The organism is Nonomuraea sp. NPDC048916 (assembly GCF_040649575.1).
GTDB lineage: Bacteria > Actinomycetota > Actinomycetes > Streptosporangiales > Streptosporangiaceae > Nonomuraea.
Map to the genome: position 1 here is coordinate 299,054 of NZ_JBEZFS010000003.1, position 16,319 is coordinate 315,372.

At 69.9% G+C, this 16,319-nt stretch carries 17 protein-coding genes; 10 read left to right on the forward strand and 7 right to left on the reverse strand.

Features of this window, described 5'->3' with window-relative positions:
• Positions 1-210 precede the first annotated feature (210 nt).
• The 3 genes from AB0C16_RS04345 (at position 211) to AB0C16_RS04355 (ending at position 2,875) form a co-directional block, all read left to right on the forward strand.
• Positions 211-1,317, forward strand: coding sequence for an RNA-guided endonuclease TnpB family protein (locus AB0C16_RS04345; protein ID WP_357678729.1), 1,107 nt, complete (start codon positions 211-213; stop codon positions 1,315-1,317).
• A gap of 154 nt (positions 1,318-1,471) precedes the next feature.
• Positions 1,472-2,446 carry an NAD(+) diphosphatase gene (gene nudC, locus AB0C16_RS04350; RefSeq protein ID WP_357678731.1) on the forward strand — a complete coding sequence of 325 codons (975 nt, stop codon included), beginning with the start codon at positions 1,472-1,474 and terminating at the stop codon, positions 2,444-2,446.
• 63 nt (positions 2,447-2,509) lie between these two features.
• Positions 2,510-2,875, forward strand: coding sequence for a hypothetical protein (locus AB0C16_RS04355; protein ID WP_357678732.1), 366 nt, complete (start codon positions 2,510-2,512; stop codon positions 2,873-2,875).
• Between the two features lie 95 nt (positions 2,876-2,970).
• On the opposite strand, the gene AB0C16_RS04360 is transcribed toward AB0C16_RS04355, so the two are convergent.
• Together AB0C16_RS04360 and AB0C16_RS04365 are read right to left on the reverse strand one after the other, a co-directional pair.
• A complete protein-coding gene (locus tag AB0C16_RS04360) occupies positions 2,971-3,219 on the reverse strand; it encodes a glutaredoxin domain-containing protein (protein ID WP_189128745.1) in 249 nt (82 codons plus the stop codon).
• 71 nt (positions 3,220-3,290) lie between these two features.
• Positions 3,291-4,193: an alpha/beta hydrolase gene (locus tag AB0C16_RS04365; RefSeq protein WP_357678734.1), complete on the reverse strand. Its 903-nt coding sequence runs from the start codon at positions 4,191-4,193 to the stop codon at positions 3,291-3,293.
• A 153-nt stretch (positions 4,194-4,346) separates the two neighbouring features.
• Between AB0C16_RS04365 and AB0C16_RS04370 the strand changes: the two genes are divergently transcribed.
• From AB0C16_RS04370 to AB0C16_RS04390, 5 genes are all read left to right on the forward strand, one after another.
• Positions 4,347-6,389, forward strand: a complete 2,043-nt coding sequence (locus AB0C16_RS04370; protein ID WP_357678803.1) for an ATP-dependent DNA helicase UvrD2 — start codon at positions 4,347-4,349, stop codon at positions 6,387-6,389.
• Positions 6,390-6,502: 113 nt separating this feature from the next.
• Positions 6,503-7,375, forward strand: coding sequence for an acyl-CoA thioesterase II (locus AB0C16_RS04375; RefSeq protein WP_357678736.1), 873 nt, complete (start codon positions 6,503-6,505; stop codon positions 7,373-7,375).
• A 108-nt stretch (positions 7,376-7,483) separates the two neighbouring features.
• Positions 7,484-7,744, forward strand: a complete 261-nt coding sequence (locus tag AB0C16_RS04380; protein ID WP_357678737.1) for a hypothetical protein — start codon at positions 7,484-7,486, stop codon at positions 7,742-7,744.
• Positions 7,745-7,875: 131 nt separating this feature from the next.
• The gene (locus AB0C16_RS04385; RefSeq protein WP_357678739.1) at positions 7,876-8,145 is read left to right on the forward strand and encodes a WhiB family transcriptional regulator; all 270 of its coding nucleotides are present in this window, start codon (positions 7,876-7,878) and stop codon (positions 8,143-8,145) included.
• A 34-nt stretch (positions 8,146-8,179) separates the two neighbouring features.
• Positions 8,180-8,374: a hypothetical protein gene (locus tag AB0C16_RS04390; RefSeq protein WP_357678741.1), complete on the forward strand. Its 195-nt coding sequence runs from the start codon at positions 8,180-8,182 to the stop codon at positions 8,372-8,374.
• 125 nt (positions 8,375-8,499) lie between these two features.
• On the opposite strand, the gene AB0C16_RS04395 is transcribed toward AB0C16_RS04390, so the two are convergent.
• A complete protein-coding gene (locus AB0C16_RS04395; protein WP_357678743.1) occupies positions 8,500-9,819 on the reverse strand; it encodes an NAD(P)/FAD-dependent oxidoreductase in 1,320 nt (439 codons plus the stop codon).
• 117 nt (positions 9,820-9,936) lie between these two features.
• Between AB0C16_RS04395 and AB0C16_RS04400 the strand changes: the two genes are divergently transcribed.
• Together AB0C16_RS04400 and AB0C16_RS04405 are read left to right on the forward strand one after the other, a co-directional pair.
• Positions 9,937-10,548 (forward strand): TetR/AcrR family transcriptional regulator, encoded by a 612-nt coding sequence (locus AB0C16_RS04400; protein ID WP_357678745.1) that lies wholly within the window; start codon positions 9,937-9,939, stop codon positions 10,546-10,548.
• Between the two features lie 101 nt (positions 10,549-10,649).
• Positions 10,650-12,458: an FAD-dependent oxidoreductase gene (locus AB0C16_RS04405; protein ID WP_357678746.1), complete on the forward strand. Its 1,809-nt coding sequence runs from the start codon at positions 10,650-10,652 to the stop codon at positions 12,456-12,458.
• A gap of 42 nt (positions 12,459-12,500) precedes the next feature.
• Here the strand turns inward: AB0C16_RS04405 and AB0C16_RS04410 are convergent, their stop codons facing one another.
• Genes AB0C16_RS04410 through AB0C16_RS04425 form a run of 4 tightly spaced genes read right to left on the reverse strand, consistent with a single transcriptional unit; the run spans position 12,501 to position 16,149 of the window.
• Positions 12,501-13,106 carry an ATP/GTP-binding protein gene (locus tag AB0C16_RS04410; RefSeq protein WP_357678748.1) on the reverse strand — a complete coding sequence of 202 codons (606 nt, stop codon included), beginning with the start codon at positions 13,104-13,106 and terminating at the stop codon, positions 12,501-12,503.
• Positions 13,087-13,437 (reverse strand): DUF742 domain-containing protein, encoded by a 351-nt coding sequence (locus AB0C16_RS04415; protein ID WP_357678750.1) that lies wholly within the window; start codon positions 13,435-13,437, stop codon positions 13,087-13,089. Before AB0C16_RS04415 ends, AB0C16_RS04410 begins: the two co-directional genes overlap by 20 nt.
• The gene (locus AB0C16_RS04420) at positions 13,434-13,859 is read right to left on the reverse strand and encodes a roadblock/LC7 domain-containing protein (protein WP_357678752.1); all 426 of its coding nucleotides are present in this window, start codon (positions 13,857-13,859) and stop codon (positions 13,434-13,436) included. The genes AB0C16_RS04415 and AB0C16_RS04420 overlap by 4 nt, the downstream gene beginning before the upstream one ends.
• The gene (locus AB0C16_RS04425; protein WP_357678754.1) at positions 13,840-16,149 is read right to left on the reverse strand and encodes a nitrate- and nitrite sensing domain-containing protein; all 2,310 of its coding nucleotides are present in this window, start codon (positions 16,147-16,149) and stop codon (positions 13,840-13,842) included. The genes AB0C16_RS04420 and AB0C16_RS04425 overlap by 20 nt, the downstream gene beginning before the upstream one ends.
• Positions 16,150-16,319 lie beyond the last annotated feature (170 nt).

Consider the following 16,319-nt stretch of genomic DNA (forward strand, 5'->3'; position numbering starts at 1 on the left):
CCCCGCTGATCAGGTAAGGCTAACCTAACCGCTAGATCCTAACTCCTGAGAGATCACCCCGCCGCCCGGATACCGTAATCGGTGGCTAACTCTGAGGTCATCGAATCTCATCAAGCCGGAGGCCTCGTCCTTCAGGGTAGAGCCGGAACGGCGCCCGCGGGATCGAACAGACGCGCGATATTTAGCCGATCTTGAAGTATCGTGTGAGGCGTGTCACGGATCGTGAAGCGGGCCTACAAGTACCGCTTCCACCCGACCTCTGAGCAGGCCGAAGAGCTTGCCCGGACGTTCGGCTGCGTCCGCCTGGTCTACAACAAGGCGCTGGAGGAACGCACTCGCGCCTACGCGTTGGAAGGTCGGCGCGTCTCCTACGTGGAGTCCTCGGCGGCGCTGACGGCCTGGAAGCGCAGCGGCGACTACGACTTCCTGTTCGAGGTCTCCTCGGTGCCGTTGCAGCAGGCGTTGCGCCACCTTCAGGCGGCGTTCGCCCACTTCTTCGCCAAGCGGGCCGAGTATCCTGCGTTCAAGTCCCGCAAGAAGTCGCGCCTGTCGGCGGAATACACCCGTTCGGCGTTCCGCTGGTGTGAGGGCCGGTTGACGCTGGCGAAGATGGACCTGCCGCTGGACATCGTGTGGTCGCGGCCTCTTCCCGAAGGCGCGCAGCCGTCCACCGTGACGGTGAGCAGGGACGCGGCCGGGCGCTGGTTCGTGTCGCTGTCGGTGGAGGAGAAGATCTCCCCGCTGCGCCCGGTGGAAGAGGTGGTGGGGGTGGACGCGGGCCTCAGCGCTCTGGTCACGCTGTCGACCGGGGAGAAGATCGTCAACCCGCGTCATGAGCGGGCCGACCGCAGGCGGGTGGCCAAGGCCCGGCGGATGCTCGCCCGTAAGGAGAAGGGCTCCGCCAACCGGGCCAAGGCCCGGCTGAAGGTGGCCCGGGCGTATGCGCGGATCTCCGATCGGCGCCGTGATTTTCTGCACAAGCTGTCGACTCGGCTCGTCCGTGAGAACCAAACGGTCGTGATCGAGGACCTGACCGTGCGCACCATGGTCAAGCACCACTCGCCGGCGCGCGCCATCTCCGACGCGTCCTGGCGGGAGCTGCGGTGCATGCTGGAGTACAAGACGGCCTGGTACGGGCGGAAACTCGTGGTGGTGGACCGCTTGTTCCCCTCCTCCCAGCTGTGCTCGGCCTGCGGGGCCCTGCGCGGCAAACCGCCGCCGAACGTCCGGACCTGGGTGTGCGCCTGCGGAGCGACCCATGATCGGGACGTGAACACGGCGAGGAACATCTTGGCCGCCGGGCTGGCGGACAACTGAAACGCCTGTGGAGCCGGCGTGAGACCTCAAGGGAAGTCCTTCCTGGCGGGCGGCCGGCGGTGAAGCAGGAAACCTCACCCGTGAGGGTGAGAGTCCCCCTCGTTGAGGAGGGGGAGGAGGTCAAAGGACGGCATGGAAAGGGAAGGGTGGGCCTGTGGAGACCAGGGCGGCAGAGCAACTCATCGGACCGCTGCTGCTCGCACGCGGCACCATCGACAGATCGTCCGCGCTGCGGGCCGACAACGGCTGGCTGGAACAAGCCTGGGCCGAGCCGACGAGCAGGGTCCTGGTCGTCCACGACGGCCAGACGCTGGTCAGGCGGGTCGGCGACGAGGTGCGGGCGGTGCTGTTCACCACGCGGGAGGCGCCGCCCGGCGAGCGCTACCTCCTGGGCGTCGACGGCGACGTCGTCTACTTCGCGGTGGCCGCGCCGCTGCCCGGTGGGCCGGCCGCCGACGTCAACGGCCGCGTGACGGTCCCGCTGGGCCTGCGCGACACGCCCGACGGCGCGACGGTCCCCGCCGGTCTGCGCCAGGCGGGCGGGCTGCTGGGCGACCGCGACGCGGGGCTCCTGGTCTACGCGGTGGCGCTGGACGCCTGGCACACGACCCACGAGTTCTGCCCACGCTGCGGCGGCCGTACGAACGTGATGGCGGGCGGCCACATCCGGATCTGCCCGCACGACTCCAGCCAGCACTTCCCGCGCGTCGACCCCGCGGTGATCATGCTGATCCGCGACGAGCACGACCGCTGCCTGCTCGCCCGGGGCCCCCAGTGGCCGGAGGGGCGCCTGTCGATCCTGGCCGGGTTCGTGGAGCCGGGCGAGTCGCTGGAGCACGCCGTGGTGAGGGAGGTGGCGGAGGAGGTCGGCATCACCGTCGTCAACCCACGCTACCTCGGCAGCCAGCCGTGGCCGTTCCCGCGCAGCCTCATGCTCGGCTTCTTCGCCGACGCCCTGTCCACGACGCTCACCCTCGACTCCGAGGAGATCGCCGAGGCCCGCTGGTTCTCCCGCGCGGAGCTGTCCGACGCGCTCGGCTCAGGAGAGCTACGCCTCCCGCCGGCGGTCTCGATCGCCCGCCGCCTGATCGAAACCTGGTACGGCGGCCCTCTGACCGGAGACTGGTAAGCCACCATCACTTAGCGTAAATTCGAAGACACCTTCGGTAGCGGAAGGAGTAAACTCGTGGACATGAACGAGTCACACATCGTAGAGATCCTGGATCTCGAGCGTCAGAAGTTGGCCATCCAGCACGCCGCCACCGAGGTGCGGATGGATGACAAGATCAAAGCCTCGGAAAGGCGGATCATCGACGCGGTCACGGGTGCCATCACCAACGCCGTGGTCGAGCTCAAGGGTGACATCATCGACGTGCGCAACGAGCTCAGCAGTACTCGGACCGAGCTCAAGGACGACATCGCCGAGCTGCGGACCGAGCTCAAGAGCGACATCGCCGAGGTGCGGACGGAGCTCAAGAGCGACATCGCCGAGGTGCGGACCGAGCTCAAGAGCGACATCGCGCGCCTCGAGCGGAAGCTGGACAGTCACGTTCACTGATATGAGGACCTGAGTGACTCAACCACCCAGGTCCTCACGGGCATGGTAACCAACAACTAGAGCCTCCGGCGGAAGCCGGGGGCTCTATTCAGTGGTCAGGCCGCTTCGAGCAGAGCCTTGACCTCGCGAGCGGAGGGGTTGGTGCGCACCACCCGGCCCCGGGGGGTCTCGATCACCACGGTCGGTACCACCTGGTTGCCGTTGTTGACGCTCATCACGAACTGAGCCGCGTCCGGGTCACGTTCGATGTCGATCTCGTCGAAGCTGATCCCCTCGCGGGTCAGCTGCGACTTCAGCCGCTTGCATGGGCCGCACCAGGTGGTGCTGTAGACCGTGAGCGCCATGTCGGTGAATCCCTCCAAAGGACAAAGGAAACAGGCGTTCGGTGCAACAACGGGGAACGGCCTGGTAATCCCTAACCGATGCGGTCGGCGATCCACCGCTGCACGCGCTCCGCCACGCCCTCTTCGCGGTAGAGGGCGGAGCTGTGCGACACACCGGGCATCGTGAAGATCGTCACCGGCACACCGGCCTGGCCGAGCATCTCCTTGAGCACCTGGCTGTGCGTGGCCGGGACGAACTCGTCCTGCGAGTGGATGGTCAGCATCGGCGCGTCCTTGCGGCTGGCGTGCCAGGCGATCTCCATGCTGGCCCAGATCCGCGAGCACTTGCCCTTGGGGGCGCAGCCGCCGGCCAGCTTGATCGCGGACGTGCGGAGCTTGCGCTTGTAGGGGTCGGTGCTGGCCGCGCCGTCGGAGTAGGCGCGCAGCGGGGAGACGATCGGGGACAGCCCGACGACCCCCTTGAGCCCGTTGAGGCCGTCGCCGTAGGTGCCGACCGCCCCCGCGATGTGCCCGCCGGCGGAGAAACCCACCACCACGTAGTTCTTGGGGTCGAACGACCAGCGCTCGGCGTGCTTGCGGGCCATCGCGATCGCGGCCAGGGCGTCGGTGCGCTGCGCGGGCCAGGCCGCCTGGCTGGTGAGCCGGTAGTTGATGTTGAAGACGGTGTAGCCGAGCTCGGCGTAGCTCCGCGCGATCTCGCTCATGCCCCTCTTGTCGCCGCTGGACCACCAGCCGCCGTGAACGAGGAAGACGCCCGGGCGCTGCGTGCCCTGGGAGGTCCACCAGACGTCCATGTCCTGGCGGCGCTGCGAGGCGTAGGAGACCGTCTCGAACGACAGGCCGCCCAGTCCGGACGGGTCGGTCGGCATCGTCACCTCGGGCCCGGGAGTGGGCCCGATGGTCGCGTGTGCGGTCACCGGTGTGAGCGCGACGGTTGCGAGCGCGAGCGCGCCGGCGGAAACCGCAAATCGCACAGCGTTCCCTTTCCCCATGGACATGGTCGGGCCCCATTGTGAGGGAAGTGACCAGTTCTCGCATCTCGGCGACCCGAAAGAGGCGACGGGCGGCATGTTGCCAGAATGGAGCACCGCACCGCCACCGGCTGGGAGGATTGACAGGTGAGCGACGTGAACGACGTGCTGACCGGGCTGGATCCGGAGCAGCGCGAGGTGGCCGAGGCCGTGCGCGGGCCGGTGTGCGTCCTCGCGGGTGCCGGCACCGGCAAGACCAGGGCCATCACCCACCGCATCGCTCACGCGGTGCGCAGCGGGGTGGTCGACGCGCCGAGCGTGCTCGCCGTGACCTTCACCACGCGGGCGGCGGGCGAGCTGCGGCAGCGGTTGCGCGCGCTGGGCGCGCCGGGGGTGCAGGCACGCACGTTCCACGCGGCGGCGCTGCGGCAGCTCACCTACTTCTGGCCACGGGTGATCGGTGGCGAGGCGCCTTCGGTGATCGAGTCCAAGCTGCCGGTGCTGGTGGAGGCCTGCCGCCGGATCCGGAAAAATCCGGATCGGTCCGAGCTGCGGGACATCGCGGCCGAAGTGGAGTGGGCCAAGGTCACCCAGATCGGGCCGGAAGACTACGTCGCGGCCGCGGGCAAGCACCACCGCACCCCCCCGGTGCCCGCCGACCAGGTGGCCGTTCTCTACGAGACGTACGAGCAGATCAGGCGCGAGCGGCACCTGGTCGACTTCGAGACGATCCTGGAGCTGACCGCCGCGGTGATGACCGAGCACCAGGAGGTGGCGGCGCAGATCCGCGGCCAATACCGCTATTTCGTGGTCGACGAGTACCAAGACGTCAACCCGCTGCAGAAGCTGCTGCTCGACACCTGGCTCGGCGGCCGCGACGACCTGTGCGTGGTCGGCGACCCCAACCAGACCATCTACTCCTTCACCGGCGCCACCCCCCGCTACCTGACCGGGTTCGCCGTCGAGCACCCCGGCGCCGCCGTGATCCAGCTGGTCCGCGACTACCGCTCCACCCCGCAGGTGGTCGACCTCGCCAACCTGGTCATCGCCAAGGGCAGGTCGCCCCACCGGCTGCGGCTCGTCGCCCAGCGGCCCGACGGGCCGAGACCGGTCTTCCACGACTACGACGACGAGCCGGCCGAGGCCGCCGGGGTCGCCCGCGCCATCAGGAAGCTGCTCGACCGGGGCGTCGCCTCGCGCGAGATCGCCGTCCTGTTCCGCACCAACTCGCAGTCCGAGGCGTACGAGTCGGCACTGTCGAAGGCGGAGATCCCCTACGTGCTGCGCGGCGCCGAACGCTTCTTCGAGCGGCCGGAGGTGCGCCAGGCGGTCGTCCTGCTGCGGGGCGCGGCCAGGTCCGCGTCCGGCGAGCCGCTCGCCTCGGAGGTCCACCACATCCTGGCGGGGGTCGGCCTCACCCCGGAGCCACCCGGCGGCGGCAAGGCACGGGAGAAGTGGGAGTCGCTGAAGGCGCTGGCCGACCTGGCCGAGGACATGGCGGCCGACGGGGCCGGGCTGCCGGAGTTCGTCGCCGAGCTGGAGCGCCGCGCCTCCGAGCAGCACGCCCCGCCGGTCGAGGGCGTCACGCTGGCCTCCCTGCACGCCGCCAAGGGCCTGGAGTGGGACGCCGTTTTCCTGGTCGGCCTCACCGACGGCATGATCCCGATCATCTACGCGGAGACGCCCGAGCAGATCGAGGAGGAGCGCCGCCTCCTCTACGTCGGCATCACCCGTGCCCGCGAGCACCTGTCGCTGTCATGGGCCCTGGCCCGCTCGCCCGGCGGGCGCAAGGGGCGCCGGCCGTCCAGGTTCCTCGACGGCCTGACCGGTCGTGCCTCCGCCCCGCCGCGAGCCGCCTCGGCCACCCGCGAGCGCCGCCAGGTCGCGGCCCCGGTGAGCTGCCGGGTGTGCGCCAAGACGTTGACGGCCGCCGCGGAGCAGAAGCTGGGCCGGTGCGCCACCTGCCCGGCCGACTACGACGAGGCCCTGCTGGAGAGCCTGAAGGCGTGGCGCACGGCGGCCGCCAAGGAGGCCAAGGTCCCGCCGTACGTCGTCTTCACGGATGTGACGTTGCAGGCGATCGCCGAGCGGGTGCCGGCGAGCGAGCAGGAGCTGCTGTCGATCGCGGGCATCGGCCGCGTCAAGGTCGACCGCTACGGCGAGGCGGTCCTGGGGCTCTGCCGTTCGGCCGGCGGCTGACGCGCGTCGTAACGGGACCGAAATGAAGGCGCGCCATCATACGTTGGGCGAGTTTGGTGTGGTGTGGGCGACAAGTCAGACTTGCCAATAGACGGTTATCGCGAGGGGGACCCGTGAACGAGGCGCTGAAGGAGCTCCTCGACTTGCTCGACCTGGAGCAGATCGAGCTCGACATCTTTCGCGGCCGCAGCCCGGAGGAGCGCATCCAGCGCGTGTTCGGGGGACAGGTGGCCGCGCAGGCGCTGGTCGCGGCCGGCCGCACGGTGCCGGAGGACAGGACCGTGCACTCGCTGCACGCCTACTTCATCAGGCCGGGCGACCCGTCCATCCCGATCGTCTACAACGTCGAGCGGCTGCGCGACGGGCGGTCGTTCAACACCCGCCGGATCATGGCCATCCAGCACGGCAAGGCCATCTTCACGATGTCCGCGTCCTTCCACATCTTCGAGGAGGGCGTGGAGCACCAGGCGTCCGTGATGCCGGAGGTCCCCGATCCCGAGACGCTGCCGATGTTCCAGGACCAGATGTTCGGCCTGGTCGGCGACGCGCCCGAATACCGCGACTGGCTGTCGCGGCCACGCCCGGTCGACGCCCGCTACGCCTCGCCGCTGACCTGGGAGGCCTACCGGAATCCCGCGCTGAAGAGCGCCCAGACCAACGTGTGGTTCCGCTACCACGCCGAGCTGCCCGACGACCCGCTGCTGCACGTGGTGCTGGCCGCCTACGCGTCCGACTTCACGCTGGTCGACACGATCATGCTCGCCCACGGCATGGCGTGGGGCGCCTCCGACGTGCAGGGTTCCTCACTCGACCACGCCATGTGGTTCCACCGGCCGTTCCGGGCCGATGACTGGCTGCTCTACGCCCAGGAGTCGCCGTGGGCGGGCATGGGGCGAGGGCTCGCCCGGGGTGAGATGTTCACCGCGTCGGGTGACCTCGTCGTCTCGGTCGTCCAGGAAGCCTTGATTCGCCGCACAAGGTCATGAAATCGCAGGTAGAAAATATGTTGCCGGGTCCCGGGTTCCCGGTTTAGGGTCATGGTCAAGCAAGTCGGACGCTCCTGTCCGACTGTCCCAGAGTGGAGGTGAGTCCCAGTGATCAGCATCAAGGTGTCGGCCACGCCGTGGCTCACGTCCGCATGCCGTAATTCGGTGAGGCTCGTCGATGGGCCGGCCAGACTGCGGCAGCACCAGTCTGCCCGTAGCCAGGCCACCGCCTATGCGCTCGCCCACCTGGGCGCCCGCGCTGAGAGCGCGCCCGTCTTCTTCGCAGGCGCCGAAGTGCCGACCCGGCAGATCACCAAGGGTGGAATGCGTGGTCCGCAACCCTGGAGGGATGCTCCGGTCATAACCTGACCGGCACAAGAGCAGCCCCCAGGCCGCGGATCCGCACACAGGATCCGCGGCTTCTTTGTTTTCCGTGATCCCCCCACCACCCACGAGGTGCCCGAACAAGATCAAAAAGATCGATCAGAAGGAGAAACAAGATGGGGGCGAAGACGATCATGGACCTGATCGACGAAGCCAAGATCCCCTGTCGTACCGACCCCGACCTGTGGTTCGCCGAGTCGCCGGAGGACGTCGAGTTCGCCAAGGCGCTCTGCGGCGGCTGCCCGATCCAGAAGGCCTGCCTGGACCGCGCGCTGGAGCGCGAGGAGCCCTGGGGCGTCTGGGGTGGCGAGCTGATCCTCCGGGGAGCCATCGTGCCCCGCAAGCGGCCCAGGGGTCGCCCGCGGAAGCACCCGGTCGCTGCCTGAACACGCACCATCGAACGAGAAAGCAGACAGACAGATGAGCACGTACTTCACCAGAGGCTTCGAACTGCCGTATCTCTACCATGATCTGGTAAACGACCGAATACAAACGCTCCACCGCGAGGCGGAGGAGCAGCGCCTGATCGCACGCGTCCGACGCGTGCAGCGGGCGCGGCGCGAGGTCCGGCGGGCGAACGAACGCCTCAGCCGGGCTCTGAGCCGGGAGGTCTGACGCGGGAGATCCTGCCGCCGGCGCAGGATCTCCCGCGGATCCTTCTGAGTAGGGCCGGGCGCGACCATCGCGCCCGGCCCTTTTCGTGTCCGGTGCCTCGTGTGCCTCGTGTGCCGTGCGGCTGCTCAGGCGAGGAGGCGGCGGGTCTCGAGATGCGAGACGGCCAGAGCCCGGCCGGCTCGCGCGGTGCCCGTCAGGATTTCGGCCCGGGCGTCAGGATGCAGGCGCAGGGCTTTCAGGGTCGCACCGGCCAGGCCGGGCAGGGCCAGCGTCTCGCGGGGGTCGCGCAGGCGGGAGTAGACCTCGAGCACCTCGCGCACCCCGGCCGGACGGTTGACCAGCGCCCGGAGGAGCTCGAACTGGACATGGGCCAGGCCGTCACCCCTGCCCAGCAGGTTGGTCCAGTGGTAGGTGTGGACGCATTCCACGTTCCGCCCGCGTTCCCAGGCCCGTACGGCCCGGTCGAGCGAGGCGGGATCGTCGAGGGCGGTGGCGGCGGCCTCGCCGAGCAGGCGCCCGAAGCGCAGGGCGTCGCGGATGCCCTGGGCGGTCACCGGGTCCTTGAAGTGCCCGGCGTCGCCCGCCAGAGCCCAGCCGGGTCCGGTGGAGCTCCGGAAGTAGGACGGGTGCTCGGCGGAGCTGACGATCTTCGAGACTCTGACGCAACCGTCCAGCCGCTCGGCCAGTCCCGGCACCAGGCTCACCGTACGGTCGAACTCGGCCTCCAGGTTGCCCCGGAAGTCGGCGACGCGGTCGACCGGGGGCATCAGCAGCACCATGGTCAGTCCGCCGTCGCAGGGGAAGGCGTTGCCCAGTTCGCGACCGGTGAGCCACATCGCCGCCGTCGAGCGCCACTCCTGGCGGGGGTCCTCGTAGTAGGCGTAGTAGCAGGCCCTGCCGTTCGGGTGGGTGAGGCGGGGGCGCGCGGCGCCGACCAGCCGGGCGACGGTGGAACGCCGGCCGTCGGCGCCGATGACGAGAGACGCGCGCACCTCGTAGTCCTTGCCGTCGTGGTCGCGGGCGCGCACTCCCGCCACCCGGCCGCCGTCCCACAGCAGCCCGCTGACGCGGTGGCCCTCGCGCACCTCGGCCCCGCTCTCCCGGGCGGTCTCCACGAGTGCCTGGTCCAGGGGCGCCCGGCGTACGCACAGGCCGTAGTCGAGGTCGTCGACGGGGGTGTACTCGCCGCGCGCGGCGAGGCCGGGACCACCGATGAAGGCGTGCGGCAGCCGCGGGGCGCCGATCTTCTCCACGCGGTCCAGCGCGCCGAGGCGGGAGAGCTCGGCGACGCCGCCGGCGAAGAGCAGGTGGGTGGAGACGGTCGGCGACGGGATGCGGGCCGGGTCGAGGGCGAGCACGTGCCGGCCCTTCCGGGCCAGCGCGGTCGCCGTGGCGGATCCGGCACACCGTGCCCCGGCGATGACGACGTCGACTCGCTCGGCCATCCGACCTCCAGGCTGGGTAACCGACTGGGGTGTCGGTTATTGTGGACGGTAAGCCGTCGGATCCCGCGAGTCAACGGGTAGGGTGCGGGCGTGGATGTCAGGGAGCCGAAGAGGCGAATGGCGGGATCCGCGCGCCGGGCGCGCATCACCGAGGCGGCGCTCGCCGTGTTCGCCGCCCGCGGCTACCACGCCAGCGCCATGGAGGAGATCGCGACCTCGGCCGGCGTGACCCGCTCGGTGCTCTACGACCACTTCCCGTCCAAGCGGGTGCTGCTGATCACGGTCCTCCAGGAGCAGAACGCCCTGCTGGTCGCGCATGTGGGCGCGCGGATCACCGGCTCCGGGTCCCCAGGCCACCGCCTGCGCGCCACCCTCGACGCCTACTTCAGCTTCGCCGAAGATCGGCCCGAGGCTCGCTGCCTGCTGTTCGACCGCACCGACGAGGACGACCCGGAGATCAAGGCCGTGCGCTGGGGCATCAGGGAGGCCCGCACCCGGGCGGTGGCCGCGATGCTGGCCCGCGACCTGAGCCGCCTGGGCCTCGATCCGGGCGCGTTGATCACCGAGGCGGTGGTCGAGCTGCTGATCACCGGCACCGACGGGCTGGCCCAGTGGTGGATGAGGCATCCGGAGGTGCCGCGCGCCGACCTGGTCGAGGCGGCCATGCGGGTGCTGTGGAGCGGGCTGTCCCAGCTTCCCGCCGAGCCGGGCGAGCCCGCCGGTAAGTGATCGGTTGCGTTCACGCACAGCACGTATTGACAGAAGCGATCCTGGGCTTCATCGTTCCGCGTAACTGAACCAACAGAGGTGTCGGTTATGCGGGAGGTTCGATGGCTGAGCAGGAGCAGGGCGGCACGCGGGCAGGGATCGGCCGGCGTGAGCTGATCGCCGGTTCCATGGCCGCGGCGGCGGGCGCGGTGGTGGGACCTCTGGCGGGAGCGCCGGGGGCGAAAGCGGCGGCGCCCTCACTGGTGCCGGCCTCGGCCGGCCAGCGGGTCGCGATCTTCGGTGGCGGGATGGGCGGACTGAGCGCCGCACAGGAACTGGCCGAGCGTGGCTTCCAGGTCACGGTCTACGAACGCAAGGCCCTCGGCGGCAAGTGCCGCAGCATCCCGGTGCCGGGCACGGCCGCCGACGGGCGCCGTGACCTGCCCGGTGAACACGGATTCCGGTTCTTCCCCGGTTTCTACCAGAACCTCCCTGACACGATGAGCCGCATCCCACGCGCGGGCGGCGGCAGCGTACGCGACAACCTCGTGTCCGCGAGCCTCGAGGTGATCGCCTACCGGGGCAGGGAGATCAACATTCCGGTGCCCGGCAGCATCGACGGCGTCCTCACCCCCGACTCCCTCAAGAACTACTTACGCGCGGCGGCCACGCTGGCAGGCGAAGTGCCGATCCTCGAGGTCGAGTTCTTCATCTCCAAACTGGTCGCCTTCGCCACCAGTGGCCCCCGCCGCCGCCTCGGCCAGTGGGAGAACATGGGCTTCGCGGACTTCATCAAGGCCTCCAGGATGTCGGAGGGCTACCGCGAGTTACTGGTGAAGATGTTCACCGCCTCCCTGGTGGCCGCCCAGCCCGACAAGGCCAACACCCGCACCATGGGCCTGATGTTCGAGGCGCTGGCCTTCAGCGCCCTCGGTCTCGGCCCGTACGGCCCGCCGGACCAGGTGCTCAACGGCCCCACCAACGAGGTGTTCATCGACCCGTGGGTCGGCTACCTGGGCGGCCTCGGCGTCGACCTGCGGGTCGGCTGGACCGCCACCGGCATCACCTACTCCGGCGGCCGCATCACCGGCGTGCAGGTCAGCGACCCGTCAGGCGCCTCCGGCACGGTCACCGCCGACCACTACGTGCTGGCCCTGCCGATCGAGCGGATCCAGCCGCTGATCACCACCTCCATGAAGGCGGCCGACCCCGCGCTCGCCCGGCTCGCCGGCCTCACCACCGACTGGATGAACGGGGTGATGATCTACCTCAAGGAGCCGCGCCCGATCGCCGAGGGCCACCTGATCTACGCGGGCACCCCCTGGGCGCTGACCTCGATCAGCCAGGCGCAGTTCTGGCAGAACAACTTCCCCACGACCTACGGCGACGGCACCGTGAAGGACTGCCTGTCCATCGACCTGTCCGACTGGAACACCCCCGGCATCCTGTTCGGCAAGACCGCCAAGCAGTGCACGAGACCGCAGATCGTCCAGGAGTGCCTGGCCCAGATGCGGGCCGCGCTGCCCAACGGCGCGACGGTGCTGCCTGACTCGCTGGTGCACTCCTGGTTCGTCGACCCGGCGATCACCGGCGAGGGCACGCCCTCGGTGGCCAACGACGAGCCCCTGTTCATCAACACCACCGGCTCGTGGGCCGACCGGCCGGAGGCCACCACGAAGATCCCCAACCTGTTCCTGGCCGCCGACTACGTGCGCAACAGCATCAACCTGGCCACGATGGAAGGCGCCAACGAGGGCGGCCGGATGGCGGCGAACGCCATCCTGGACGCCGCCGGCTCCTCGGCCACCAAGGCGAGGCTGTTCAGCCTCTACCTGCCCTCGCAGTTCAAGTCCCTCTACGACACCGACGACCTGCGCTACCGCCTCGGGCTGCCCAACCAGTTCGACCTGCTCAGCCCGTACTGGCCCTGACCCGGTGACCTGACCAGGCGGCCGGTGACGCCGCGCCGCCGGTCATGGCACGCTCTGGTACGCCGCGCCCACCGCGTGCGTGACGAGGGTGGTGAGGACATCCTTGACCGAGGCCCGGTTGCGCGCGTCGCACATGACGACCGGGGTCAGCTCGTCCAGGCCGAGCGCTCGCCGTACCTTCGCGGGATCGTGGCGGCGGGCGCCGTCGAAGCAGTTGACCGCGACGACGAAGGGCAGGCCGCGCTGCTCGAAGTAGTCGACGGCCGGGAAGCAGTCCTGCAGGCGGCGGGTGTCGGCGATGACGACGGCGCCGAGCGCGCCGAGCGACAGCTCGTCCCACATGAACCAGAACCGATCCTGGCCGGGGGTGCCGAAGAGATAGAGCCAGAGGTCCTCACGGATGGTGATGCGGCCGAAGTCCAGCGCAACCGTCGTCGTGACCTTGGTCTCGACGCCCGAGAGGTCGTCCACGCCCATGCCGCGGTCGCTCAGCAGCTCCTCGGTGTGCAGCGGGCGGATCTCACTGATCGTGCCCACCAGGGTGGTCTTGCCCGCACCGAAGCCGCCCGCCACCAGGATCTTCAAGGCGGTCGCGGCGGTGAGCGCCCTTCCAGCGGGCCGGTGACGGTCAGAGCCTGCGAATTCCATGCAGTACTTCCCTGTAGGTGCGTTCGTCGATCGTCTGGTCGGTGGTCTTCGGCGGGTCGATGGTCACCAGGCCCTCGCTCCGCAGGTCACCGAGCAGCACGCGGGTGATGTTGAGCGGCAGGCCGACCTGCGCGGCCACGTCGGCCACCGGGGCCGGCCTGCGGCAGACGGACAGGATGGTCTGGTGCTCGGGGTTCAGGCCGGCCGGTTCGAACGGCAGCCTGATCGTCGTCACGATCGCCACCAGGTCGAACGTCTCGCCGGGCGGTCGCGCTCGGCCGCCCGTGAGCCCGAACAGCCTGACCAGTGGCCCGGGATCCTCGTCCGTCACGGGCTCGTGCCGTTCCATACGGGCGCCGGGGCCGCTCCCCTCGGCTGCGTGGACAGGTGCTCACCCACCCGCTTGACGAGCAGTGCCATCTCGTACGTGACCAGGCCGAGCTCGGCGTCACCCGCGGCCAGCACGGCCAGCCGGGCGCCCTGCCCCGCGGCCGTGACGAACAGGAAGCCGCCCTCCAGCTCGACGATCGTCTGGCGCACTCCGCCGAGGCCGAAATGGCGCCCGGCGCCCATGGCCAGGCTGTGGCTGCCGGCCGCGATGGCCGAAAGATGCTCGTTGTCCTCCCTGGACATCCCCTGTGAGCCGCCCATCGTCAGACCGTCGGCGGACAGCAGGATCGCGTGCCGTACGCCCGCGACACGCTGGGTGAGGTCGTCGAGCAGCCAGCTCAGCTCAGTTCTCGGGTCTGCCATGAGGGTCCTTTCCGTTCCGCGCGTCGTGGGTCCACTCGGCCTCCTCGCGTCCCTGCCGCCAGCCTTCCTGCATGGAGGACATGACACGGAGGAGCTCCTCGGGGGAGCGGGTGGTGACGTCGGGCTCATCCCGCGGATGCGGCTTGCGTAGTTGTGGTGCGAGGCTGGCCTGCCGAACTCGTACCGGCAGGCCGTCTAGGTCGTCGGCGGTGTCCGGCGGCGGCGCGGTCGCCGCCCCGACCGGCGCCGTTCCGACCGGCGATGGCCCGGCCGGTGGGGCCGCGTTCAGCGTCCGTACGGCGGGCGCGGTGCGGAGTGCCCCGGCGGCCGGGGGAGCAGGCCAGGAGGGCGCGGCCGTGGAGGATCGGCCGGCGTCGAACAGCGAGACCTCGGTCCGCGTGTCGGCGCCGCCGCATTCGGCGATCAGGCTCGACGGCAACATCACGATCGCCGTGGTGCCGTCGTACGGCGACGGGCGGAGGACGACCTTGATCCCGTGGCGGGCGGCGAGCCGCGACACCACGAAGAGTCCCATCCGGTCGCTGCCCGCCAGGTCGAACTCCGGCGGGGCGGCCAGCAGGGCGTTGAGCTGCTCCAGGGTGGCCGGGTTCACGCCCAGGCCGCGGTCCTCGACCTCCAGGGCGAAGCCGTTGGCCGCGGTCAGGCCGCGCACCTGCACCATGGTGTTCGGCGGCGAGAAGACCGTGGCGTTCTCCACCAGCTCGGCGATCAGGTGGATGACGTCGGTCACCGCGCCGCCGACCAGCAGCGGAGCCTGGGGCATCGCCTGCATGGTGACCCTGGTGTAGTCCTCGACCTCCAGCACCGCGCTGCGCACCACGTCGTAGACGGGCACCGGGTCGCGCCAGCGCCGGCCGGGGGCCGCGTCCGACAGGATGATCAGGTTCTCCGCGTGCCGGCGCATGCGGGTGGTGAAGTGGTCGAGCTTGAACAGGCCTTCCAGCGTCTCCGGATCCTCGACCTTGCGCTCCATCGCGTCGAGCAGGTTGAGCTGGCGGTGCAGCAGCGCCTGGTTACGCCGGGCCAGGTTGAGGAAGACCTGGCCGACGCTCTTGCGCAGGGTGGCCTGGCCGACGGCGGCCTCGACCGCGGTCCGCTGCACGGCGGAGAACGCCTGGGCGACCCGCTCCACCTCGGCGGTCCGCGCGCGTTCCAGCTCGGGGGTCTCAGCGGGGTCGACGTCCTCGCCCTTGCGCAGCCGCTCGACGAGCTGTGGCAGCCGTACCTCGGCCAGTTCGACGGCCGAGCCCTGCAGCCGCTTCAACTCGTTGATCATGGACCGGCCGAACCGGTAGGAGAGCACGATCGACAACACCACGGCGAGCAGGCCGAGCCCCAGGACCAGCGAGATGCGGAGCAGGCCGGCCGCGACGAGGTCCTCGCCCTTCGCGGTCGCGCGGGCCAGGTCCTTGTCGGCGTTGCCCCTGAGCCCGGCGATCGTGGCCTCGGTGTCGCGCTGCCAGGCGCTCGCGGACACCGGCAGCTTGCCGGGCGTGTGCCAGCTGTAGACGGCGTCCTCGGCCGTCAGGAAGCGCTGGTAGGAGGGGGTCGCGATGAGCTGCGCGTGCCACTCCCGCAGGTCGGGGCCGATGTCACGCTCGGCGTTGGTCAGCTGGAGCCGGCGGCTGGTCATCGCCGTGACGAACGCCGCGTGCTCGGCCCGGGTCATCTCCCCACGGGTCAGCGCGGGCGTCAGGATGGCGTTCTCCCTGGCCAGGAACTCGGTGGCGGAGCTGTAGGAGGACAGGCCGCGCAGCACCCGGTAGGAGGAGATCTCCGTGATCCGCTCCACGCCGCCGAACTGGCCGTTGGCGACGCTGATCAGCGCGCTGTACTTCTCCGTCGCCGTGAGCGGGGTCATCTGCCCCTCGTCGGTGGCGGAGCGCACCGCGGGCAGTCCATCGAGCGCGTCGAGGAGCGCCTGCACGGTCTCGGGTTTGGTGCCGATCGGGTGTTGCTCGCCCACGGCGGTCGCCACATCCCGGATCCGGGCCCCCGCCCCGTCGGTGCGCTGCCGCTGCGCGGCGAGCTCCGGATCGTCCGCGGTACGGCCGGCACGCGCGGCGGTGAGCTGGCGTTCCCGCTGGATCTCGGCGATCAGCGCGCGTGTGGGCTCGCCGACAACGTCCCATTCGTCACGGCTCTGCGCGAATCCGGACGTTTCGCCGACCATCGAATAGGCAATGAATCCCCACAAGGCGACCAGCGAGACCAGCGGCACCAGGAGGATCCTGAGGATCTTGGAGCGGATCGGCGGGACGGATCTCATGCGTACTGTCCAATTCCGCGCGTGTGGCTGCGCATGGTCGAACGGCCTGAGTGAGGCAAAAAGTGCAAGGTGTGCTCGCTGCGACAAGCGCGTTGTGATTTGTCCCACTATGCCGGGGGGGCTCGCGCGCTACAAGATGGAGCCGCAAAAGTTGAGATTTCGAGATGGAA

Excerpts from the sequence above, each read along its gene's own strand:
- AB0C16_RS04400 (WP_357678745.1), top strand. The coding sequence starts at position 9,937 with ATGGCGGGATCCGCGCGCCGGGCGCGCATCACCGAGGCGGCGCTCGCC.
- AB0C16_RS04390 (WP_357678741.1), top strand. The coding sequence starts at position 8,180 with ATGAGCACGTACTTCACCAGAGGCTTCGAACTGCCGTATCTCTACCAT.
- AB0C16_RS04420 (WP_357678752.1), bottom strand. The coding sequence starts at position 13,859 with ATGGCAGACCCGAGAACTGAGCTGAGCTGGCTGCTCGACGACCTCACC.
- AB0C16_RS04395 (WP_357678743.1), bottom strand. The coding sequence starts at position 9,819 with ATGGCCGAGCGAGTCGACGTCGTCATCGCCGGGGCACGGTGTGCCGGA.
- AB0C16_RS04360 (WP_189128745.1), bottom strand. The coding sequence starts at position 3,219 with ATGGCGCTCACGGTCTACAGCACCACCTGGTGCGGCCCATGCAAGCGG.
- AB0C16_RS04425 (WP_357678754.1), bottom strand. The coding sequence starts at position 16,149 with ATGAGATCCGTCCCGCCGATCCGCTCCAAGATCCTCAGGATCCTCCTG.
- AB0C16_RS04385 (WP_357678739.1), top strand. The coding sequence starts at position 7,876 with ATGGGGGCGAAGACGATCATGGACCTGATCGACGAAGCCAAGATCCCC.
- AB0C16_RS04405 (WP_357678746.1), top strand. The coding sequence starts at position 10,650 with ATGGCTGAGCAGGAGCAGGGCGGCACGCGGGCAGGGATCGGCCGGCGT.
- AB0C16_RS04355 (WP_357678732.1), top strand. The coding sequence starts at position 2,510 with ATGAACGAGTCACACATCGTAGAGATCCTGGATCTCGAGCGTCAGAAG.
- AB0C16_RS04410 (WP_357678748.1), bottom strand. The coding sequence starts at position 13,106 with ATGGAATTCGCAGGCTCTGACCGTCACCGGCCCGCTGGAAGGGCGCTC.